Below are 22,550 nucleotides of genomic sequence, written 5' to 3'. Positions count from 1 at the left end.
AGGGTAAGTATAACAGAACTTGTCATTTCGACAGAGCGCAGCGACGAGAAATCTCATCAGAGTGAGCAGAGAGGAGTAAGCAATGTATCTGAGCTTTTTACGTGAGCTTGATAATGTGATTTCTCCTTTCGTCGAAATGACAAAAGGTTAGAGCAAAATAAAATCTCATCAGAGTAAGAAGAGAAGAGCAGAAGTCGTCATTTCGACAGAGCGAAGCGACGAGAAATCTCATCAGAGTAAGCAGAGAAGAGTAAATAATGTATTTTGAGCTTTTTACGTGAGCTTGATAATGTGATTTCTCCTTTGGTTAGAGAGAAAAAACAATACAACCAAAAAAAACCTTATTACAGTAAGTCGCTGTATATGAAATATGATTAAAAAAAATAAAGTTTTCATTCTTTTCCCTGACGGTGTAGGCCTGCGCAACTTTGCTTTTACTAAGTTTAAAGAAGTAGGAGAGGCACAAGGATTTGATATCACTTACTGGAATAACACCATATTTTCTTTAGAAAAGGAACTGGGTTATAAAGAAGTGGTTATTGAAAACACAAGAATTCACCCTAAAACGCCTACACTTAGTCACGCAAGAAAAAGGATAGAACTTGCGCTTTCGCGAAAGCGTGAAAAGGATAATGTCTATCGTACCTATCGTTTTCCATTGCAGTGGAATAGTTTGAAGAAAGCCTTAAAAAGTGCTTTTGTTAAGTATCATGAAACGTTTAGTGCCACACCAAAGGGATGGCAACGAATAATGAATCAAATGCAAACCGCCGAACGATCTACTGTTCGCTACAAAGAGCTTAAAGCACAACTAGAAGAACACCGTCCAGATATTGTTTTTTGCACCACACAGCGCGCTACACAGGCCATTGCTCCTATACTGGCTGCAAAAGATTTAGGAATTAAAACCGCGTGCTGGATATACAGTTGGGATAACCTGCCTAAGGGAATGACTACGGTAGAGACAGATTACTATTTTGTATGGTCTGAGTTGATGAAGGAGCAGCTCTTACAGTATTATCCAAAAACGAGAGAAGAGCAGATATTTGTTACAGGAACTCCGCAGTTTGAGCCTCATTATGATAGTAGTATTTTGCTTTCGCGAAAGCAATTTTGTCTAGAGCATAACCTTAGCGAGGAGACACGATATATTTGTTTTTCTGGGGATGATCAAACCACGTCACCATTGGATCAATATTATCTAGAAGACACAGCAATTGCTGTACGTAAATTGAGAGAAGAAGGTGAAGATATAGCCATTGTATATAGAAAAGTGCCTATTGACTTTTCTGGTAGGTATGATGAGGTTTTGGCTAACTATAGTGATGTCATAACATCTATAGATCCTTTGTGGAAACCTATGGGCTCACAATGGAATCAAGTGATGCCTACCAAAGAAGATTTTGCTTTATTAGTAAATACCTGTCACCACTGCGAGCTTGTGGTAAACATATGCTCGAGCATGGTGTTTGACTTTGTGGCTCACGATAAGCCTACTATTTACCCTAACTATGAGCAGCCACAACTTAAAAAGGGAATACGTGACATAGGGCAAAATTATAAGTATGTTCACTTTCGATCTATGCCAGATTATGATACAAGTGTCACATGGGCAATGAATAAAGAAGAGATTTATGATGGAATTAAAGGCTTACTTAATGGTAGTCTTAATCCAGTGCCTGTCACTAAAAAGTGGTTTGGAATTGTAAATAAACCAGAACAACCTGAGAAAGCTAGTGAGCGTATTTGGGAAGGTATACATCAAATTCTTGATTAATGCATATAGCCTATTTAACACCAGAGTATCCGCATCCGGAAGTAAATAATAGCGCAGGAATAGGAACGAGCATAAAAAATCTAGCTACAGCACTCGTGGAGAAAGGTCATCAAGTCACCTTATTTATTTATGGTCAGGAAAAATACTTGAGATTTCAAGAGAATAAGATTAATTTTCATCTGATCTATCAAAAAAAATACAAACTAGGCGGCTTTTATTTCTATAGAAAATACTTGCAAGAATACATTAATGAACATAGTGAGCAAATAGATATCATAGAAGCACCGGACTGGACTGGTGTAACGGCTTTTATGAAATTAAGAAAACCATTAGTAATTAGATTGCATGGGAGTGACACTTATTTTTGTCACTTAGAAAATAGACCTCAAAAAAAGAAAAATTTTTTGTTTGAAAAGTGGGCACTAAAAAATGCTAAATTTATAATTAGCGTAAGTGAATACACGTCGAAAAAAACTAAAGAGCTTTTTGAACTAAGCTCTGAAATAAGAGTAATTCATAATATTATAGATTTAGATCGATTTGCACCATTTGAATCAATTGTAAATAATAGATACATTTTAAACTTTGGATCTATTATAAGAAAAAAAGGAGTACTAGTTCTGGCTAAAGCATTTAACGAACTGGCTGCTCAGATTCCAAATGTGGAACTTATTTACCTTGGTAAAGATGTAAAGGATAGTCTTACCGGAAAATTGACATCTACACTCATTAAAAAGGAAATAGATACAGTTTTTCAAAAAAATGTACATTTTGTTAGTCAGGTACCCTATGATCAGGTGAGGCAATATGTAAATGATGCTACCGTAATATGTCTACCAAGTTATGCTGAAGCCTTTCCTATGACTTGGCTAGAAGCGATGAGTATGGAAAAAGCGCTAGTTACATCAAGTATAGGTTGGGCGCAAGAAATGATGGTTCACGGAGAGACAGGCTTTATGGTACATCCATTAGATCATAAAAATATGACATATTTTATGAAAGAATTTCTTGATGATTCTAGCTTGAGATCTCTATTAGGACAAAATGCAAGAAAAAGAGTAAAGGAATATTTCTCTACCGAAGTTATTGTGGAGCAAAATATAGCGTACTATAAAAATATTTGTTCTTTATGATTTCCCTTGTACATCATAAAGGTATTGCGATTACTGGCAATTATAATGGACTGCCAATAATTGAGGCTATTTATAAATGTGCTCGAGAAAACCCTGATAATTACTTATTGGTTTATGAGAAAACAGCAGATGTTGATGCATTTAAAGCCGCGCTACCTGTATTAAACCATAGTGCATACTTTTTCTCTAATTACAATAATTCACATCCAGACATAGGATACGTAGAGGATAGTCCTTTTTTGAATATTAATAAAAAGGTTACATATCCCACTTGGTTAAAAGGAACAGCGATAGTTTGTATGCATGCCAACTTTATCAATGAAAGTGTTCTTAGTCATTCTAGTCAAAAGAATTATTTATACTGGTTAAATTCGTTAGGTAAACTATCGCAAACTCGAGGTGTCTTGAACTATCAAATTCCTACAACCATTCAAAATGAAGAATTTGAAACGTACGAACTTTATAAGTTTGTAAAACAACATTATAGAACTAGATGGGTATTCATTTTACTTCTCTGTCATTTATGGTATGAGAAACGCTTTCCTGTAATTTCATTAATGAGAACAATTTTTATTAAAAAATCTTTGTTGAAAATTGATATACATGAATTGCAAACCTTTAAAAAAGTACAGACTAAGTCAAATTTTGAATACGACGTCATTATCCCTACTATAGGAAGGGCTGGTTATTTAAAAGATGTTCTTGAAGATTTAGCTAAGCAAACATTATTAGCGAAAAAAGTAATAATTGTTGAGCAAAATGAAAATCCTAATACAGTTACGGAATTAGATTACCTATTAATTCAATCGTGGCCATTTGAAATAGATCATTACTTTATTCACCGTACAGGTGCTTGTAATGCTCGAAATAATGCTATAGCAAAGACTAGTTCAGATTGGGTTTTATTATTTGATGATGATAATCGCTTTAACAATGATGTGCTAGAACGTGTTTCAGAAGCAATTCAATCAACTAATTCAAAAGTTATAAATCTAGCCTATCTACAGCAAGGAGAAATTGAAAATGACACCTATTTTAAGCAATGGGAAGCTTTCGGTTCTGGATGTTCTATTGTTCATAGAGATATTATTAATAAATGTAAATTTGATATGGCACTTGAGCATGGTTACGGTGAAGATGTAGATTATGGGATGCAAATACGTAATGCCGGATATGACGTGATATATGCGCCTCAAATTCAATTATTGCATTTAAAGGCTCCTGTAGGAGGATTTAGAAAACTACATGTTTTTCCATGGCAAGAAGATGCTGTCTTACCTAAGCCATCCCCACAAATCATGTATCATCGTACTAAGAATTATACTCCAAAACAGTTGATAGGATACAAAGTCACTTTGTTTATCAAGTTTTATAAAGACTACTCAATAAAAAATCCTATTGCTTATTATAAATATTTTAAAAAGGCATGGAGTAAAAGTCTCTACTGGTCACAAAAATTAGCTCAGGATGCAACAGTATAAACTTAGTCTTATCATTTGCACCTACATGCGACCAGATCCCTTAACAAGATTATTGGAGTCTGTGATGTTGCAAACCCAGGTGCCTGATGAAATTTTAATCATTGATGGTTCTATAGATGATGATACAGGATCACGCTTTCGCGAAAGCGGAAACAACATTATACACTATCATAAAGTGCCACAAGAACACCGCGGGCTTACGAAGCAACGTAATTATGGAATAGCGAGAGTCAATGATGAGATAGATATAGTTGCATTTCTTGATGATGACACGATTCTTAATCCTGATTACTTTGAGCAATTATTAGCTACATACAGTCACTTTCCTGCGGCAATAGGTGTAGGTGGTTATATCACAAACGAAGTTTCTTGGGAGAAGACAGAACAGGGAAAAGTTGAGGATTTAAACCATTATTATTACGATGGTTATAGGAGAAAGGAGAGCAGTCGCTACAAACTAAGAAGAAAATTAGGGCTGGCACAAACAACACAACCAGCTATTTATCCTGAATTTGGTCATGGTAGATCTATAAGTTTTTTGCCACCTTCTGGTAAGATTTATAAAGTAGAACAGTTAATGGGAGGTGTTTCTAGTTTTCCTCTTGCTGTTTTAAAAGAACATAAGTTCTCTGAATATTTTGAAGGTTATGGTCTCTACGAGGATGCAGATTTTACATTGCGATTATCTCATGTAGGAGATCTGTATGTGAATACAGCAGCACAATTAGAACACCATCACGATGCAGCTGGAAGACCTAATAAATACACTTACGGTAAGATGGTCGTGCGCAATGGCTGGTATGTATGGCGAGTAAAACATCCCAAACCATCATTTAGGAACAAACTCAAATGGTATCAAATCACCGTATTGCTTACTGGTATTAGACTTCTCAATATCTTTACTACGAGTGAACGTAAAGAAGCATTTACAGAAGCGATGGGAAGAACCGTAGGTATATTGAGTTTACCTTTTAATAAACCTAATTAATGAAGTTTTCAAAAGACATCAAAAGATATACTGACTATAGCGGGAAGCCGGCTTTAGTAATGTTGCTTACACAACAAGGGTTATGGGCATTGTTACAGTATCGTTTTTTCAATTGGATTTATACATCTAGACTGCCAAAAGTATTAAAATGGCCACTATTGGCTATAGGAGTTCTCAAATTAAAAGCCATAGAAATCTTAACAGGGATAACCATTCCATATAGCGCAACCATAGGAGAAGGATTTTACATAGGTCATCATTCTGGGATCATTATCAACGCAAAGGCTATCATAGGTAAGAATTGCAACATCTCTCAAGGAGTAACCATAGGTGTAAGTGGTCGCGGCGATCATCGTGGTATTCCAGTAATAGGTGATCACGTTTATATAGGTGCAAATTCAACCATAGCAGGGAAAATAATGGTAGGAGATAAAGCGGTGATAGGAGCAAATAGTCTTGTAGTTAAAAACGTTGTTGCGGGAACTACGGTAGTAGGTGTGCCGGCTATAAAAGTAAGTGATAACGATTCTGCTGATTATATTTTATGAAATTACTTATCATATCTGACGCACCTATCTTAAGTAATTCTGACAAAAGGGAAGCGTACGCACCTTATGTGAAGGAAATGGATATATGGATGCAACATGCCCGTGATGTTTCTTTTGTATGTCCTACTAAATATGGACGAAAACTTTTAACTCAAGCTTTTCAAAGACAAGATTTTAAAGTTCAATCATTACGAAGACTCGAGTTTCATTCTGCGTTATCGGCAGTAATCTCGTTTCTTACCATTCCATACCAAGCCATAGTGTTGTGGAATTCTATGCGCAAGGCAGATCATATTCATCTAAGATGTCCAGGTAATCTTGCTTTATTAGCTAGTATGATACAAGTAACGCTTCCGCGAAAGCGTAAAACGGTTAAGTATGCTGGGAATTGGGATCCTGCATCGAAGCAGCCACTAGCTTATAAAATGCAGAAGTGGATACTTTCTAATACCGCATTGACTAAGAATATGCAAGTGCTGGTTTACGGCGAATGGAAGAGCCAAGCTAAAAATATTAAATCCTTTTTTACGGCAAGTTATTACAATAATGAAAAGGAGCCCATCATAAAAAGAGATTTTAAGCACCCTCTGAAAGCCATGTATGTGGGTACTATGGGAGTAAATAAAAGACCTTTTGAAACTGTAGCTCTTATCAAATCTTTACGTAGCTCTGGATTAGATATTACGCTTGAGATGTATGGCGATGGACCAGCGGTAGAAGACATCAAGTGGTATCGAAAAGAAAATGGGCTTTTAGATCAAATCGTCATACGAGGAAACCAACCTGGACATGTAGTAAAAGAAGCCTACAAAAATGCAGATCTTCTTATATTACTATCCAAAAGTGAAGGTTGGCCTAAGGTTGTCGCAGAGGCAATGTTTTGGGGAGTAGTGCCTATTGTGTCGAGTGTATCATGCGTACCATGGATGATTGCAAATGGTGAGCGAGGAATACTCGTAAATAATCCAGAAGATATCGATATTGAATATTTAAGAAATCAGCTAACTAACAAAGAAGCTCTTGCACAAATGAGTAAAGATGCTGCGGAGTGGTCTAGACAATACACAATGGATACCTTTGCTCAAGAAGTCAAAAAGCTATTACAATGAGAGTCCTCCAACTTATAGATTCTTTAGATGCCGGAGGAGCAGAGCGCATGGCTGTAAACATCGCAAACGCAAATGCAATGGCTGGAATAGAATCATATTTGTGTAGTACCGTGAGAGGTGGGGCTCTAGAGAAGATGATTAATAAAAATGTCCAATGTTTTATTTTAAATAAAAAAAATAGGTTAGATTATAGAGCTTTAAATTTATTTTTCAAATATCTAAAGGATACTAATATAGATATAATACACGCGCATTCTACTTCTATTCAGTTAGCAATTTTGTCAAAAATCAAATATCCTAAAATAAAAATTTTGTGGCATAATCATTTTGGATTAAGCACAGAGATAAGAGGTGTTGCACTCTCGAAAATAAAGATTTTTTCAAGATTTATAGATGTTAGTATTGCTGTAAATCAAAAGCTATTGATATGGGCCGAGGATAATTTATATGCAAAGAAAAATTTTTTTATAAATAATTTTTCTTTGCTCTCTACCTCTAGTGTTAGTCACTTAACTACGCTTAAAGGTGAAAATGGTAAGAGGATACTTTTATTAGCAAACCTTAGACCTATCAAAAATCATATAAACTTAATGAAAGTTTTCAAAGAAAGCTTGCTGAAATATCCAGGTTGGACTTTACATTTTGTAGGAAAAGATTTTCATGATAATTATTCAAAACTTATTGACGATTTTATAAAAACGGAAAAATTAGAAGAGATTGTTTTTTGTTATGGTTCAAGATCAGATATCTCAAACATTCTTAGTCAATCTACAGTTGGAGTATTGGTGTCAAAATCTGAGGGTTTACCATTATCACTATTAGAGTATGGTAATGCAGCACTTCCAGTCATAACCACTAATGTAGGACAATGCGCTAAGATTGTAGGTCTCAATGGTTTTATTATAGATGATGTAAATGCAGAAATGTTTCAGGTATTACAGCGAGTATTTACAATGAAACCAAAGGATTTAAAAGACATTGGAGAGAATTTTAAAAGAAGTCTGGAGGTTAATTATAGTGAGAAGGCATTTATGAATGAAATCTTACCAATTTATAAAGGATTGATATCTTAGAGCGGTGAATATATCCAAACAATCTACGTACTTGACTTTTATGATGATTCATGTCATCATGGGAGTATTGGTGTATCTCGTAAGGTCGCTTGCTCTAGTCTATTTTGCGGGTAGTATTCTCTATTTTTTAGTACAAATATTTAGAACTGGAAATAAGAATAACGAGGCTCTTATGGGAGCAGCCTATATGGTCGGTGCTGAGGTGTTTTTTAGAATGAGCCAAGCTATACCTGTGTATGAAGCAGGTAAATATTCGGTAATAGCTTTTATGTTAATAGGGCTATTCTTAAGTGGTACTAGTCGTAAGTCCGGAATTTACTGGTTGTATATTTTTTTATTACTTCCCAGTATATTGGTAGGTGCAATGAACCTTAATTTAGGCGCTAATGTTAGAAACGCAATCTTCTTTAATCTTAGTGGTCCAGTTTGTTTAGGGCTTTCAGCTTTGTATTGCATAGATAGAAAATTAACCTATCAACAACTTTCTAACTTGACTAGATGGATATTATTGCCTATTGTGGGGATGTCCATCTACATCACTTTAGGAACTCCAGACTTAAGAGAGTCGTTAAGTGGTACAGGAGCAAACTACGCCGCTACAGGTGGTTTTGGTCCTAATCAAGTTTCTACAGTGTTAGGACTTGGTATGTTTCTAACACTTGTCCAGCTTGTTATTTATAGTAAGGATAAAATATTTCTATTTATACATCTTGCATTAACAGGTTTCTTGCTTTATAAAGGGATAATAACCTTCTCAAGGGGAGGTGTTATTGCCGGACTTGTGTGCAGTGCTGCCTTCTTAGTAATATATTTTGCAGGTTCAAAGGGAGTTGCCCGTAGAAGAATGATGACTTACCTAATACTATTAGGAGGCGTTCTGGTGGCTGCTAGTGCTTATAGTTCTTTTCAGACCAACGGACTCATCAATAAACGCTATACCAATAGAGACGCTGCTGGACGACTCAAAAGCGATATAACTACTGGGAGAGCAGAATTATTTGAAACAGAATTAAGTGCATTTTATGATAACCCGATTACAGGAGTCGGTGCAGGTAAGTCAAAAGAACTAAGAGCAGAGGAAACAGGAATTGGCGCAGCCTCACATAATGAGGTGGGTAGATTGCTCTCAGAGCATGGTGTTTTAGGATTAATTATTCTAGCGATTCTTATTATTTACCCTTTAGTGTATCGCTCTAAAAATAGACGTAATTATTTGTTTTATGCGGCTCTAGGATTTTGGTTTATGACTATAAATCACTCATCAATGCGTATTGCAGCACCAGCTTTTATATATGCTCTTGCCCTTTTAAACGTTGTTCATGAAAAGAAAAAGACTCCTATATGTAGGCAACGCGTTATCCAATAAAGGGAAGACGGTCACCACTATTGAGACCCTTAGTTTATTGCTGAGGCAGGAAGGCTATGATGTTGAGGTAACGTCAACAATATCAAATAAGTTACTTCGCATGTTCGGTATGATGCGTGCATTATTACGTTCTCGCAAAAGTATAGACACTGTTCTCATAGATACGTATAGTACCTCAAATTTTTGGTTTGCTGTCATCATTGCTAGTTTATGTAGAACCTACAGTATTCCGTATATCCCAATTTTACATGGGGGTAATTTGCCAGAACGTTTAATTAACAACAAAAAGACATGTAAGAAACTCTTTACCAAAGCAGCGGTGAACGTGGTTCCTAGTGGGTATTTATATAACGCTTTCGCGAAAGCGGGATTCTCAAATATCACTTACATTCCTAACACCATTGAATTAGAGAAGTATCCATTTAAAGAGCGAACAGTATTTCAACCCAACTTATTATGGGTTCGATCGTTTGCCGAAATTTATAATCCGTTGATGGCGATTCAAGTGCTTGAAAAATTATATCAACAGTATCCTGAAGCTACATTAACGATGGTTGGGCCAGATAAGGATGGGAGTTTAGCCCTTTGCGAGGCCTATGTAAGGAAGCATAATCTCCCTTTACATTTTACGGGTAGATTATCCAAAGAAGCTTGGACATCCCTAGCGCAAGATCATGATGTTTTTATAAGTACGACAAATTTTGACAATACTCCTGTAAGTGTGATGGAGGCTATGGCACTTGGACTACCAGTAGTATCTACAAATGTAGGCGGAATGCCATATCTTATTCAGGACACTGTAGATGGTCTATTATCAGCTCCAGAGGATGTTGCTGCTTTTTCAGAAAAGCTAAGTGAGTTGCTTGAGAATACAGCTAGCACAAAGAAAATAGTATTGAATGCTCGTCAAAAAGTAGAAACCTTTGATTGGATCGTGGTAAAAGAGCAATGGCATAAAGTGCTCTGCTAAATTTGTGATATATTTACGGTACTCAACCAACCTCGAATGTCCCTCTTACCTAGTATCCATTTTGATGTCTCAGAGCGTAAAGTATTACTGCGCATATTTGATATCTTATCTGTCCTTGGAGCACTATATCTTACAGAACTATTCTTAGAATTTGATTATGTAAAAATCAGAAAGGAAAACGTAACGGCAATCGTCGTGCTTGTGGGGTATCTGTCTATTTTTGGGACGGTGTTTGAACTTTATTTTTTACCAAAGACGGTGAAGTTTCAAACCATGCTTAAGAATGTGATTCTTACCGTAGCAGTTACCGTATTATTCTACTTGTTAACTCCTTTTTACACACCCATTCTACCAGAAAACAGGCTTCAGATTGTTTACTTTTTTCTTGCAATGATTATTGGGATTTCTTTATGGAGGTGGTTGTACGTGTCTCTTATTTCAGCACCAAGATTTTACAAGAAAGCAATTGTAGTAGGAGATTCTTTTAATATTCATAAGATTATTAAGAACCTAGAAGGAGCAGATCCTAATTATAAAATTGCAGGTTATATAAATACTGAGCCCATGTCTATTGCAGATGTAATCTCAACAGAGGCAAAGCGATTTCCTATTAAAGATCTTCAAGAAACCATCTCAGAAAATGGTATCTCAGAGATTATAGTCGCTAGTACTTATGAGGACGGCGTTTCGCTTGAGCTTTACAACCAACTCATAACACTCTTGAAAATAGGATTTCCCATTCGGGAGTATATGCAGGTTTATGAGGATATCACGCAGCGTGTTCCTGTAGAATACGTAGATAAAGATTTTTACCGTTACTTTCCATTTAGTCGTAGCAATCAAAATAAATTTTATAGGTTTATTCATCGCGTTTTTGATGTGCTCATGTCTGTATTCGGGATTATATTCTTAGTTGTTATATTACCTATTGTCTTTTTAGGAAACTTAATAGGTAATCGTGGTCCGCTGTTTTATACACAAATACGAATAGGTAGAGGTGGTCAGACTTTTAAGATTATAAAGCTGCGCACAATGATTGTAAATGCTGAGAAAGATGGAGCAGCATGGTCTTCTAAAAATGATACGCGTATTACAACATTCGGTAAATTTTTAAGGAAGAGTAGACTAGATGAAATTCCGCAATTTATAAATGTCTTTCTAGGGGAAATGAGTGTGATAGGTCCTAGGCCAGAACGCCCAGTATTTGTAAAGGAACTCTCTCAAGAGATACCTTTTTATGAGACACGCCATATTATAAAGCCAGGACTTACAGGGTGGGCGCAAGTTATGGGTGGCTATGCCAGCTCCGAAGAAGGCTCGCTAGAAAAACTACAGTATGACTTATATTATATTAAGCACCGTAATCTATTTATGGATTTGAGTATAGTACTTAAAACGATAAGTACGGTCATCAACTTCAGAGGGCAGTAATACTACTCCTCATTACCATTTGTTCTCGTAAGTTTAATTCTTCTAAGTATAAATACATAGCGTATCGTAACTGCTATAAGGAGCGGTAAAAGAGACAATGCAAATCGCTGGACTCCTATAATCCAGTGAAAGAATAGAAGTGACATCATAATTACAGCCAACTTCATATAAGGATAAACCCATTGTGGAGGTTGTGCTTTTTTTACTGCAAATGCTGCTAGTATATGAAATGGGAAGGCCCATAGTAAATTGTAATTCCACGCAGTGGCATTGTGATCTGTACCAAACCATAATAAAAAGACTACTACTCCTATAAGCCCTGTGATTAGTAAAATACTCGTGTCTAGCCAGCCTAGTGGGTTTTCATTCTTATGATCTTTGTAGGTTTTGTAAATGATAAGCCCTGCTAGAAGTCCAAGTATAAACAATGGACTTAGTAAGAAATTAGTACTATAGCGATGTTTGATTTGCGGTGAGAATACGGTTTTAGTTTCTTTTACGAGTGGTAGTGTTCCCGAAGGTGTTTGTATAGTAGCTTCTTGAAAAGCATACATAAGCTCATGTGGTAAAAACAAATACTCTTCTGGGGTAGCAGTTCTATCAATTACAGACCCTAGTGCGATATCAATTCCCATACTTCCCCAAGTGTTCCATGACACGTATTCGTGTATGAGATCACGGTGTGTCATGCCAGCTTCTTGATGATCATAGCTCATTGTTACATTAGCTTCATCTTTGATGATCTCAAATGGTCTTGTAGAGCAATTATCGTAGAAGAAATCATATTTGTAATATTTGTTTTCTTCTTTAGCATTATTTACTAAAAACTCAAAAATATCTTGCTTCTGATCTTGAGTGAGTTGCAGCTCTTGAGACTCAATCCATCTTTGCTGGAGCTTATAACTATATTCAAAGTCGTCATACTTATCTACACCTACTTCATATAAAAGTTTACCTCTCGCAAACTTTAGATAGAAGTTAGGAGTTTTAAAGTTAAACTTGCCGTAGTTAAATACGATATCTAACCCTTTCTTATAATCACGTACGTGAATTGCATTGTGACCAAAAGCGTCATTGAGTACAGCTCCAGGGCCTATGGTGATTAGATTGATAGATGCCTCATCAGATAGACTAATGAATGTATTCTGTGTAAATCCCAGCGTAGAGAAGCACAGAAAAGCTAAGAGAATTAGGTTTTTCATACCTTGTAAAGATAGTGGAGGTATAAAAATCTCACAATCAATATAGGGCATAAAAAAAGCCGAGCGACGCTCAGCTTTGCATAATAGATGAAGCTCCTTAAGCTCCTGGGACGATGCGTACTGGTAATGTAAATTGCTCTCCTATGGTTCTTGTACTTAGCTTTTCATAGTTAAGACGTGACTTGATAAACTCTGCTACATACTCCTCGTCAGTATCTACGCTTAATACAACAACTTCATGTTTGTTGTTTACCATTAATGTTACTTGAGCAACAAGCTCCTTAGTAACTTCAAATTCTGGCTTGTTCAAAAGTACAGCTACTTGCTCTGTAACTGTTTTTTCTTTGTTGTCTGATGTTGGTTCTGTTCCTGTTGCAAAGGCAGTGTTTACTGCAAGTAAAGCGGCTACCAATAATACGTTTAATGTTTTCATAATTTACTTTTTTGTCTCGATGTTTTCGAGGTTTTTGATGAATTATTACAGTGCAAATAGACGACTTATTTCTCGTTTTTCTATAGGAGTTGTTTAAGCTTAACTGTTGTTTAATGCTGGTTATGAGTTGTTAACGTAGGGGGTTTGTTCCGGTAACGCTTTCGCGAAAGCGTGATTATCAACTTCATAATGTATTGATAACAACAGTAAGCATTACGTGAAATATGGAGTGATATTTTATTATAATAACCTTAGAATCCTTAAAGAAAGTATAGAGTAGTCAATGTTAAGAAAATACTGTATTCGATTGATGGCTAGCGGTAGATTATAATAGTCAGTGGTGATTATAAAACAAAAAAAATCCCACTTTAAATAAAGTGGGATTTGAAGGATGCTACAAGTAGCATCTATGTATTACAAGTATTAAGCTAGTACAGCCTGTACTTTATCTGCAGCTTCTTGGAATTCAATAGCAGATTGAACATCAAGTCCAGAATCATCTATTAATTTCTTTGCGATATCTGCGTTAGTTCCTTGTAGACGTACAATGATAGGCACATTGATAGTTCCCATGTTTTTGTATGCATCAATGATACCTTGTGCCACACGGTCACAACGTACAATACCTCCAAAAATGTTTACTAAGATTGCCTTTACAGCTGGATCCTTAAGTATTAATTGGAAAGCAGCTTCTACACGTTCAGCATCTGCAGTACCTCCTACATCAAGGAAGTTTGCAGGCTCACCACCAGATTGCTTGATAAGGTCCATTGTTGCCATTGCAAGTCCAGCACCGTTTACCATACACCCTACGTTACCGTCTAGGTCTACATAGTTAAGTCCTTTTTCACCAGCCTCAACCTCTACTTGGTTTTCTTCACGCTTGTCACGCATTGCTGCATAATCTTTACGACGGTATAATGCGTTATCATCTAGGGATACCTTTGCATCTACTGCCATAATTTTATCGTCACTTGTTTTAAGAACAGGGTTGATCTCAAAAAGTGAACTATCAGAATCTGTGTATGCTTTATAAAGAGCAGCAACAAATTTTGTCATGTCTTTAAAAGCAGCACCACTTAATCCTAAGTTAAAAGCAATTTTACGTGCTTGGAAAGGAAGTAATCCTGTTGCAGGATCAATTTCCTCATGAAAAATTAAGTGCGGAGTTTCCTCTGCTACTGTTTCAATATCCATTCCACCTTCTGTAGAATACATAATCATATTGCGACCAGTACCACGGTTAAGTAGTACCGACATATAATATTCTTCTGGCTCGCTGTCACCTGGGTAGTATACATCTTCTGCAACTAGTACTTGGTGAACTCTTTTACCTTCTGCACTTGTTTGTGGAGTAACAAGATCCATCCCGATGATCTGATCTGCAATAGATCTTACTTCATCTAGGCTCTTTGCTAGTTTTACACCACCACCTTTACCACGACCACCTGCGTGAACTTGCGCTTTAATAACGTGCCATCCAGTACCAGTTTCCTCAGTAAGTCTTTCGGCAGCTGCAACAGCCTCATCCGGAGTCTGTGCTACATAACCGCGCTGGATACGTACGCCAAAACTATTTAATATCTCTTTTCCTTGATATTCGTGTAGATTCATAATCTTCGTTTAAGATGCTTAATTTGCCTCGCAAAAATAACAAATGCGCCACGAGAGCGCAATCATTATTGTGATTAATTATAAGTATTGATTTTATACAATTTCTGCACTTAGTCCTGCTTGTAAAAGTTTTGAGCATCGAGGCTCTAGATCTTTATACTCACCAGACTTTACAGAGCATTTTCCTTTGTAATGTACTAGTAGCGCACATTGATGTGCTTGATTCTCCTCGTGATCACATGCATAAATAAGCGTATTTATCACGTGGTCAAAAGTATTTACTTCATCATTATACAGAATAATCTCGTGTGATGGAGTTTCTTCTGTTAGTACGTCTACGTCTTCTTGATATTTTTCTTGATTACTCATAGCATTGAGATTTATGATGCAAATTTACAAATTTTAGAGATTACGCTTTCGCGAAAGCGTGATTCTAACAATTATTTATCATCAACAGTTTGAAATTATCCTCTTTTTTCAAACTTACAAGCCACCCAGTTATTACGCTCATAATTACTTACAAAGTAGAGTCCGTGCTCATTACACTTTTCTGAAATTAACGGAATGTCTTCTGTATAGAAGCCACTTAAAAGCAGTATTCCATCCTCAGAAAGACAACTCGCATACACGCTGATATCTTGTAAAAGAATGTTACGGTTTATGTTTGCGATAATGAATTCGTAATTTTTATCTGATAACAAAGAAGCTTCACCTTCATAGGTCGTAATGTGCTTACAGTTGTTGCGTTCTACATTTTCAATAGTATTAAGGTAACACCAGTTATCAATGTCTATCGCATCTATAGGTTGTGCACCTCTCATTTCGGCAAGAATAGCGAGAACGCCAGTACCACATCCCATGTCAAGCGTCTTTTTGCTAGCGACATCTAGTTTGAGTAAGTGCTTGATCATCATGTGCGTAGTCTCGTGATGACCAGTTCCAAATGACATCTTTGGCTCAATAACAATATCAAACTCAACATTAGTTTTCTCATGGAAGGGTGCGCGTACGGCACATTTTCCATCTACCTCAATTGGTTCAAAGTTTTTCTCCCACTCCTCATTCCAGTTTACTTGCTCAATTTCTTCGGCCGTATAGGTGATTTTAAACTCATCTGAGTTTAAAATCTGGATATCAGAAAGTAGCACAGCAAAATCGACTTCACCACTAGGAAATGCTTCTTCCTTCTGGATGTAAGCAATCACACCACTTGTAGTTTCTGTAAAGCTTTCAAAACCAGCGTAGCCTAGCTCTGCAATGATAATTTCTGTTGCAGGGTCACGTGGCTCGATAGTAAAGGTATATCCTAAGTAAATGGGTGTCATTCTTTTGTAGTTTCTAAGTTATAAGATGCATTAGAATCAATAGTAAGCATAATTGATCCGTTTTTTCCAGGCAAAAGTACGGTTTCTGCATTGATGAGAATCTCATCTTTTGCAGTAAAATCTACTCTAGCGTCCTCTATAAATTGCTGATTCTTAATCATAATTTTATGCGCGGCATTAATTTTAAAATTCCACCGAGCAAATCGCTGATTTTCAATCATCATATAAGTATTAGGTTGTAGCATATCATGAGTCATCTTTACAGCCCTGCCTGTGTGTAATGATCCTGCTCCCCATAATCCTTTGAGTGGCGCGTTTGCTTTTATATGATCAATATTAGTCGCGCTTAATTTTATAATACTATTCACTTCGTCTACTGAGAGTGATGGATTGAGTGAAAACATAAGTCCTATAGTGCCAGTGACAAGTGGCGCGGCAGGAGATGTCGCTTGAAACGGATTATGAAATACTTCACCATTCTCCTTATAATTATAATATTGGAAAATATCATTGCCTGGAGCTACAATGTCTACGGTACTATCTAGATTATTGGTAGAGCTTAGGTATAGGGTATATTCATCATTTGGATCATTGTTTTTAAAGCCGCCGGTACGCGATAAGTGATATTGCTGCTTCTCTGCATAATGCTTCCCGTTTTTCTCTTCAATGAGAAGTCCATCTGCGATTTCATCATTTTTATGCTGTACACTTCCTACAGATATTACATGTTTGTAAGCGCCTGGATATCTAAGTTGTTCTCCATTTGTGACGCTATAAGCTGCATTATGCGGTACAGAAACAATTACGGTACCTAAGTCGCTCATCTCATTAATCGCTTCTTGCGCAGTCTCATAATAGGTGCGCGATCCCCAGCTGCAATTAATCACTTTTGCGCCTGCTCTTGATAGTTCTAGTAGTTGACCTAGCTCTTTAAAGTTACCATAGGTGGTAGTGTATACGTTGCAGTCATAGCAAACTCCCGCCGCGCCATATCCATTATCACCACGAGCTGCAGCGATGGCAGCGATTGTAAATCCGTGTCCTTTGGATAGACTACTTTTTTTGAACATGGTAGTTTTGCCTGCAAACTCAGGATCTTCTGGATCTATGTAACCGTCAGATATTCCAATAATTACTTCTGGAGAACCTGTGGTGTAATGCCAAGCCTGTGGTACACCGAGGAAATCATAATAGTCTAAAACTGCTTGTGCGCCTAGGTTTTTACCAGTAGTGCTCGTAATGCCGTAATCATTGGGTTCATAAATTTGTAGCGATTCATTTGAGATGTTCTCTGCAAACTCAAAAAGATCTGGCGCTAGATTCATTAACTCTTCTTTAAACGTTTTACTCTCTGCAATAATAAAGTATGTGCGTTTGAGTTTATCTCGTTGCGCGTACTTAAATTCTTTTCTAAATATCTTGACTCTATGCTCAGCAAATAATTCTTTAAGTCTTGCATCATTACCTAAGTAGGTCACAATGGAGTCCTTTGTACTTACAGGTATCTCCACTTTTTCAGATGTTGTGCGTAGGTAAAAGCGGTCTTCTTGCGCTTGAAGTAAGCAAGAGTAGAGTAGGAGAGAGAAAATAATGAGTTTAGCCATTATTCTGAGTGTCAGATGGAGCGATAGTTTCTTTGAGAGCGTGTACGTCTTCGATTAGTTGGTCAATTTGTTTTTCTTTCTCAATGAGGTGTAAGGTGAGCTCTTCAATTTTTTTAAGAAGTAGTGCATTCATGGCGCCTAGTTCAATACCTTTTTCTTCAACTTCTACCGCAGACGGAATTTCAGGTAAATGCCCATTTTTCTGAATGTAGGTTTCAATTTCGCGTAAGCGTGATAAAATATACCCATCTTCAAAAACGGTATCTGCCCATTCTTTTATATCCACTTTTACTGACCTTGCATGTACCTGGCCATTTACCTCAAGCCTAACCTTTGGCTCTTTTTTACCTATACCCATATTGCCATCTGTTGTAATATAAATAGACTTGGCTTCTTGAGCGTTTTTGAGAAGTACGAGTGTGCCATCTTCTTGAGTGCTTGTGGTAACTGCTTGTTGTGAGGTGCAACTACAGATGGTGAGGAGTAGGACTAGCAATGTAAAAAAGAATTTCATGTGATAAAAGATTAAGCTCTAATGTACTAATACCAATTGATATAAAATAAAAATGCGCTTCCAGAGATGGAAGCGCATTGTCAATTCTTAAATTATTTGAGACTATGCAAATGCATTTACAATATCAAAAAAGTCATCTGCTTTAAGTGCAGCTCCACCTATGAGTCCACCATCTACATCTGGTTTCCCAAAAATTTCTTTAGCATTAGCAGGCTTTACAGATCCTCCGTAAAGGATTGATACATTTTCTGCTACGTCACTATTATATTTTTCGGCAACAGTTTTTCTTATGAAGGCGTGCATGTCTTGTGCTTGCTCTGGTGATGCTGTTTCTCCAGTTCCTATTGCCCATACAGGCTCATAAGCAAGAACAATATTTGACCACGCGCTAGCATCTAAGTGAAATAATGCATTTTTGAGTTGGCTACCCACCACATTTTCTTCTTTTCCAGCCTTACGGTCTTCTAGTTCTTCACCAAAACAGAATATAATTCTCATGTCATTTTTAAGAGCGCTGTCTACTTTTTGAGCTAGTAATTCATCACTTTCGTGAAAATAAGCACGGCGTTCACTATGTCCTAAAATCACAGTGTCTACACCAATCCCTTTGAGCATACCCGCCGAAATCTCTCCAGTAAAAGCACCACTCTCTGCTTGATGCATGTTTTGCGCAGCAACAGTGATGTTAGTGTCAGAAAGACTATCAAAAGCATTGTAAAGATTTACAAATGTAGGAGCAATAATAACCTCTGCATTTCCTTCATTCTTCTTTTGTTTGAGTGCAGTGATTAAGGTTGCTGTAGCACCTAGGTCATTATTCATTTTCCAGTTTCCAGCGACGATGTTTTTTCTCATTATAGTTCGTTTTTATCTCTTAATACAAAGAGATCTCGTTAGTAGTTAATTCCAGAAGCCCCAATTATATAAACCAGTGTAGCATTACATATGGTTTTGAAAAGGCGTATGTGTTTTACTTTTTTGTGTTTCGCTTTCGCGAAAGCGAATTCCTTAAAAATCAAATATACTAAGAGAAAAAGAGGTTTAGTTCTGATTTAACCCAGTTTTCACGATTACGTTTTCGTAAGAACTATGCAATTTATCGTAGCCTAATTTTTGGATCTAGCCAGCCGTAGATAAAATCTACAAGAATATTAATGATTACAAAGAGTGTAGCGATTATAAGCACCGCACCCATGATAATAGGTAAATCGAGTGTGTTGAGCGCATCTACTATTTCTTTACCTAAGCCATTCCACCCGAAAATATATTCTACAAACACGGCGCCTGCGAGCATAGAAGCAAACCATCCAGACACTGCAGTTACCACAGGATTTAATGCATTTTTAAGTGCGTGATTTTTTATAATCTGGTAGGTGGTGAGCCCCTTAGCTTTTGCAGTTCTTATATATTCTTGATTGTAAACCTCAAGAAGCGAGTTGCGCATTAATTGAATTACAACGGCAAGCGGACGTATACCTAAAACAAGTGCTGGTAAAATCAAATTTTTCCACTGGATGTGCACATGCTCACCAAAATCATCCATCTCATACAAGCTACCTGTCATATTGAGATTGGTGTATTTATGAAGGGCATAACCAAAGAGCCAAGCAAAGAGAATAGCGCTAAAAAAACTAGGAACACTCATTCCTAATGTACTTACAATCTGTATGGTTTTGTCAACCCAAGTGTCACGCATTTGAGCAGAAATAATACCTAAAAAAACACCAATACATATGGCAATCACAATAGCGCTTACAGCAAGAACAATCGTGTTGGGTAACGTTTCGGCAATTACTTGTGTAACGGGTTTTCCTGTCTTTTGAAAGCTCTCTCTAAGGTATGGGTATTTAATAGCGAGCATGCTATTGCCTACTTTAAATAATGGAGTTGCGCTGTACTTGCCAGAAGCAAGAGAGGTGTAGTTTTGCTCATCATTAGCGTGTAGAGAAAGTAAAGAAAGGTCGTTTAAGTAGTACGCGTACTGCGTACTTATAGGTTTGTCAAATCCATATTTTGCACGCACTTTTGCTAGCTGTTCTGGATCTTCATTTTGATCTAGCATCATACGAGCAGGATCTCCAGGAAGTACCGTAAATAAGAAAAAAATGACGGTGACTACTCCCCACAATGTGAGCAGCGCATAACCTAATTTATATAATAGGTATTTTATCAATTTGATGCAGCATTACCTTGGAGCATTTGCTGTTTTGCAGCAAGCGCTTCGTCCAGAGTTATTTCTTTGTATTCAAAGTCTTGCCCAAAGAGGTCTTTTCCATATTGCTCAATAGTTTGAGGAAACCCAGCTGCAGCACGTCTTTCATTTACATCTTGCGGATCTGCTATAGGCCATATAAAATTGGCCATGTTTGGATATGTTGCTCCTTGGGTACCGTAAATTTGAGGTTCACCATTACCCATAAGTAAGCGGTCTTCCATCATAGCAACCAGCGTGTATGGTAATTCTCCATCTTTTCCAGCTTTTTTGATGGTATCTATGTAGGTTGGGATTTTATCGGGATTATGCTGGATTACATACCAAGCAGCAGTATTTGTAGGTTCGCCCACGATACTCTTCCCTGGATATCCTTTCGTTTTTATGGTATATTCTATACGCTCAAGATTAATACTATCTAGTAATTCTTGTTGCTTCCAGATAAAATTTTGAAATTCCTCTGGAGCTACGCCTAGCTTTTTAGCTTCGGTATTCTTTTCTTCTCCATCTTGCAAGTACATCATCCTTCTGTACTTTTGATCTAGAATGGCGATACTGTCTAGCTCATATTTAAGAGTAAAATCAAGGTTTGGCTTACTGTTTTCTAAAGTTTGTAAGCGCAAGTCTTGCGCGTCATTATAATGAAGCTTTTGTAAAATAGTTCCTTTGTGAAGACTCACAATCCCAGGATTTGCGCGCACAATAGTTTTTAAAACCGTTTCATCTGTAAAGTAGAATTTAAAAGGAAGTTTGAAATCTTGTACAAACTCATCTGTCACATCTTGCGACGAGGAACTTAGACCTATGACGTTATATCCTTTCCTAATAGCATCTTCTGCAATAGTTCTTATATTATAGTAACCTTCTCGCTCCGTATTAGTCAGATTATAAGCAACGATTACAACTAGATTTTCTTTCTCTAGAAATTCTGTAGTATAGTTTTCTTCTCCGCGTTCTATTGTAAAATCATGTACAGGTGGCTCATAGCCTTCGGCTGTCTGTACGACCTCGTATGAGACAAACTCTCCGTCTACCTGTGGGTAGCCACCTTCTGTGGTAATTACTTCTTCTTTACCATCAATATTAAATTTCCATTGGTATTCAAACGTAGCTTCTGGTGCGCCTTCCGGAATTTTCATTCCTTCAGCTATGTTTGAGCCTACTTTGTAAGCTCTAAAATCTAACCATGGCAGGTGCTCGAGTACATGCATACCAAAGAACATACATGCTAAAAATGATACAAAGACAATTGAGGTATTAACCAGTTTTCCGAAAAGGGGACGTATATATTTCTGATTAAACATCAAGAAAACGATAAGAACTAATAAAATCACATCCTTTGCAAAAGACTCCCACGGTACTAACGGAATGGCATCACCAAAACATCCACAATCTGTCACCTTATTAAAATAAGCCGAGTAGAAGGTGAGAAATGTAAAAAATGCAATCATTGCAAACAGTAGCCACAGCGTGATTTTTTTACGGTAACCTACCAGCAAGGCAATTCCTAATAACACTTCAACCACCACAAGTATGATGGAAATTAGTAGGGCGTAAGGTGATAAGAATTCAAGACCTAATACCTCTGCGCTAAAATATTCTTGTAGCTTATAAGAAAACCCGAGAGGATCGTTAAGCTTTATAAATCCGCTAAAGATAAAAAGTGCTCCTACAATAAAGCGAGCTATGTGTGTAAGTAGTTTCATATATAATCCAGTAGTACTGGAGGTGTATTAGTTACGTTTTCGCGAAAGCGTAACTTTTATTCAT

At 36.9% G+C, this 22,550-nt stretch carries 20 protein-coding genes; 10 read left to right on the top strand and 10 right to left on the bottom strand.

All coding sequences use genetic code 11. The features are described from left to right. The first annotated feature begins 370 nt into the window (after window positions 1-370). From DCS32_RS01445 to DCS32_RS01400, 10 genes are all read left to right on the top strand, one after another. Window positions 371-1,777: a UDP-glycosyltransferase gene (locus DCS32_RS01445; RefSeq protein WP_108876671.1), complete on the top strand. Its 1,407-nt coding sequence runs from the start codon at window positions 371-373 to the stop codon at window positions 1,775-1,777. Next, window positions 1,777-2,910: a glycosyltransferase family 4 protein gene (locus DCS32_RS01440; RefSeq protein ID WP_108876670.1), complete on the top strand. Its 1,134-nt coding sequence runs from the start codon at window positions 1,777-1,779 to the stop codon at window positions 2,908-2,910. Before DCS32_RS01445 ends, DCS32_RS01440 begins: the two co-directional genes overlap by 1 nt. Beyond that, window positions 2,907-4,391, top strand: coding sequence for a glycosyltransferase family 2 protein (locus DCS32_RS01435; protein ID WP_108876669.1), 1,485 nt, complete (start codon window positions 2,907-2,909; stop codon window positions 4,389-4,391). Before DCS32_RS01440 ends, DCS32_RS01435 begins: the two co-directional genes overlap by 4 nt. After that, a complete protein-coding gene (locus DCS32_RS01430; RefSeq protein WP_108876668.1) occupies window positions 4,378-5,379 on the top strand; it encodes a glycosyltransferase family 2 protein in 1,002 nt (333 codons plus the stop codon). The genes DCS32_RS01435 and DCS32_RS01430 overlap by 14 nt, the downstream gene beginning before the upstream one ends. After that, window positions 5,379-5,927, top strand: a complete 549-nt coding sequence (locus DCS32_RS01425) for a serine O-acetyltransferase (protein ID WP_108876667.1) — start codon at window positions 5,379-5,381, stop codon at window positions 5,925-5,927. The genes DCS32_RS01430 and DCS32_RS01425 overlap by 1 nt, the downstream gene beginning before the upstream one ends. After that, window positions 5,924-7,036: a glycosyltransferase family 4 protein gene (locus DCS32_RS01420; RefSeq protein ID WP_108876666.1), complete on the top strand. Its 1,113-nt coding sequence runs from the start codon at window positions 5,924-5,926 to the stop codon at window positions 7,034-7,036. The genes DCS32_RS01425 and DCS32_RS01420 overlap by 4 nt, the downstream gene beginning before the upstream one ends. A gap of 77 nt (window positions 7,037-7,113) precedes the next feature. Next, window positions 7,114-8,109, top strand: a complete 996-nt coding sequence (locus tag DCS32_RS01415; protein ID WP_239057546.1) for a glycosyltransferase — start codon at window positions 7,114-7,116, stop codon at window positions 8,107-8,109. A 4-nt stretch (window positions 8,110-8,113) separates the two neighbouring features. Further along, window positions 8,114-9,475, top strand: coding sequence for an O-antigen ligase family protein (locus DCS32_RS01410; protein WP_239057545.1), 1,362 nt, complete (start codon window positions 8,114-8,116; stop codon window positions 9,473-9,475). Next, the gene (locus DCS32_RS01405; protein ID WP_108876663.1) at window positions 9,429-10,445 is read left to right on the top strand and encodes a glycosyltransferase family 4 protein; all 1,017 of its coding nucleotides are present in this window, start codon (window positions 9,429-9,431) and stop codon (window positions 10,443-10,445) included. The genes DCS32_RS01410 and DCS32_RS01405 overlap by 47 nt, the downstream gene beginning before the upstream one ends. 36 nt (window positions 10,446-10,481) lie before the next feature. After that, on the top strand, window positions 10,482-11,876 hold the full coding sequence (locus DCS32_RS01400) for a sugar transferase (RefSeq protein WP_108876662.1): 1,395 nt from the start codon (window positions 10,482-10,484) through the stop codon (window positions 11,874-11,876). A gap of 2 nt (window positions 11,877-11,878) precedes the next feature. On the opposite strand, the gene DCS32_RS01395 is transcribed toward DCS32_RS01400, so the two are convergent. From DCS32_RS01395 to DCS32_RS01350, 10 genes are all read right to left on the bottom strand, one after another. Further along, window positions 11,879-13,078: a DUF4105 domain-containing protein gene (locus tag DCS32_RS01395; RefSeq protein ID WP_162533569.1), complete on the bottom strand. Its 1,200-nt coding sequence runs from the start codon at window positions 13,076-13,078 to the stop codon at window positions 11,879-11,881. Window positions 13,079-13,175: 97 nt separating this feature from the next. After that, the gene (locus DCS32_RS01390) at window positions 13,176-13,511 is read right to left on the bottom strand and encodes a hypothetical protein (protein WP_108876660.1); all 336 of its coding nucleotides are present in this window, start codon (window positions 13,509-13,511) and stop codon (window positions 13,176-13,178) included. Between the two features lie 423 nt (window positions 13,512-13,934). Continuing rightward, window positions 13,935-15,125 (bottom strand): ADP-forming succinate--CoA ligase subunit beta, encoded by a 1,191-nt coding sequence (gene sucC, locus DCS32_RS01385; RefSeq protein ID WP_108876659.1) that lies wholly within the window; start codon window positions 15,123-15,125, stop codon window positions 13,935-13,937. Window positions 15,126-15,218: 93 nt separating this feature from the next. Beyond that, complete coding sequence (locus DCS32_RS01380) at window positions 15,219-15,494, bottom strand: ATP-dependent Clp protease adaptor ClpS (protein ID WP_013751571.1); 276 nt, start codon at window positions 15,492-15,494, stop codon at window positions 15,219-15,221. A gap of 95 nt (window positions 15,495-15,589) precedes the next feature. Further along, complete coding sequence (gene prmA / locus DCS32_RS01375; protein WP_108876658.1) at window positions 15,590-16,450, bottom strand: 50S ribosomal protein L11 methyltransferase; 861 nt, start codon at window positions 16,448-16,450, stop codon at window positions 15,590-15,592. Further along, window positions 16,447-18,054: a S8 family peptidase gene (locus tag DCS32_RS01370; protein WP_108876657.1), complete on the bottom strand. Its 1,608-nt coding sequence runs from the start codon at window positions 18,052-18,054 to the stop codon at window positions 16,447-16,449. Before DCS32_RS01370 ends, prmA begins: the two co-directional genes overlap by 4 nt. Continuing rightward, window positions 18,047-18,568, bottom strand: coding sequence for a hypothetical protein (locus DCS32_RS01365; protein ID WP_108876656.1), 522 nt, complete (start codon window positions 18,566-18,568; stop codon window positions 18,047-18,049). The genes DCS32_RS01370 and DCS32_RS01365 overlap by 8 nt, the downstream gene beginning before the upstream one ends. A gap of 102 nt (window positions 18,569-18,670) precedes the next feature. Continuing rightward, window positions 18,671-19,423 (bottom strand): triose-phosphate isomerase, encoded by a 753-nt coding sequence (gene tpiA / locus DCS32_RS01360; RefSeq protein WP_108876655.1) that lies wholly within the window; start codon window positions 19,421-19,423, stop codon window positions 18,671-18,673. Between the two features lie 241 nt (window positions 19,424-19,664). Further along, on the bottom strand, window positions 19,665-20,741 hold the full coding sequence (locus DCS32_RS01355) for an ABC transporter permease (RefSeq protein WP_108876654.1): 1,077 nt from the start codon (window positions 20,739-20,741) through the stop codon (window positions 19,665-19,667). Next, on the bottom strand, window positions 20,738-22,486 hold the full coding sequence (locus DCS32_RS01350) for a BT_3928 family protein (protein ID WP_108876653.1): 1,749 nt from the start codon (window positions 22,484-22,486) through the stop codon (window positions 20,738-20,740). Before DCS32_RS01350 ends, DCS32_RS01355 begins: the two co-directional genes overlap by 4 nt. Window positions 22,487-22,550: the final 64 nt, after the last annotated feature.

The sequence above is a fragment of the Dokdonia sp. Dokd-P16 genome (assembly GCF_003095655.1).
Classification (GTDB): Bacteria; Bacteroidota; Bacteroidia; order Flavobacteriales; family Flavobacteriaceae; genus Dokdonia.
The sequence above is the reverse complement of the archived record's forward strand: the minus strand, read 5'-3'. Positions and strand labels throughout refer to the sequence as shown.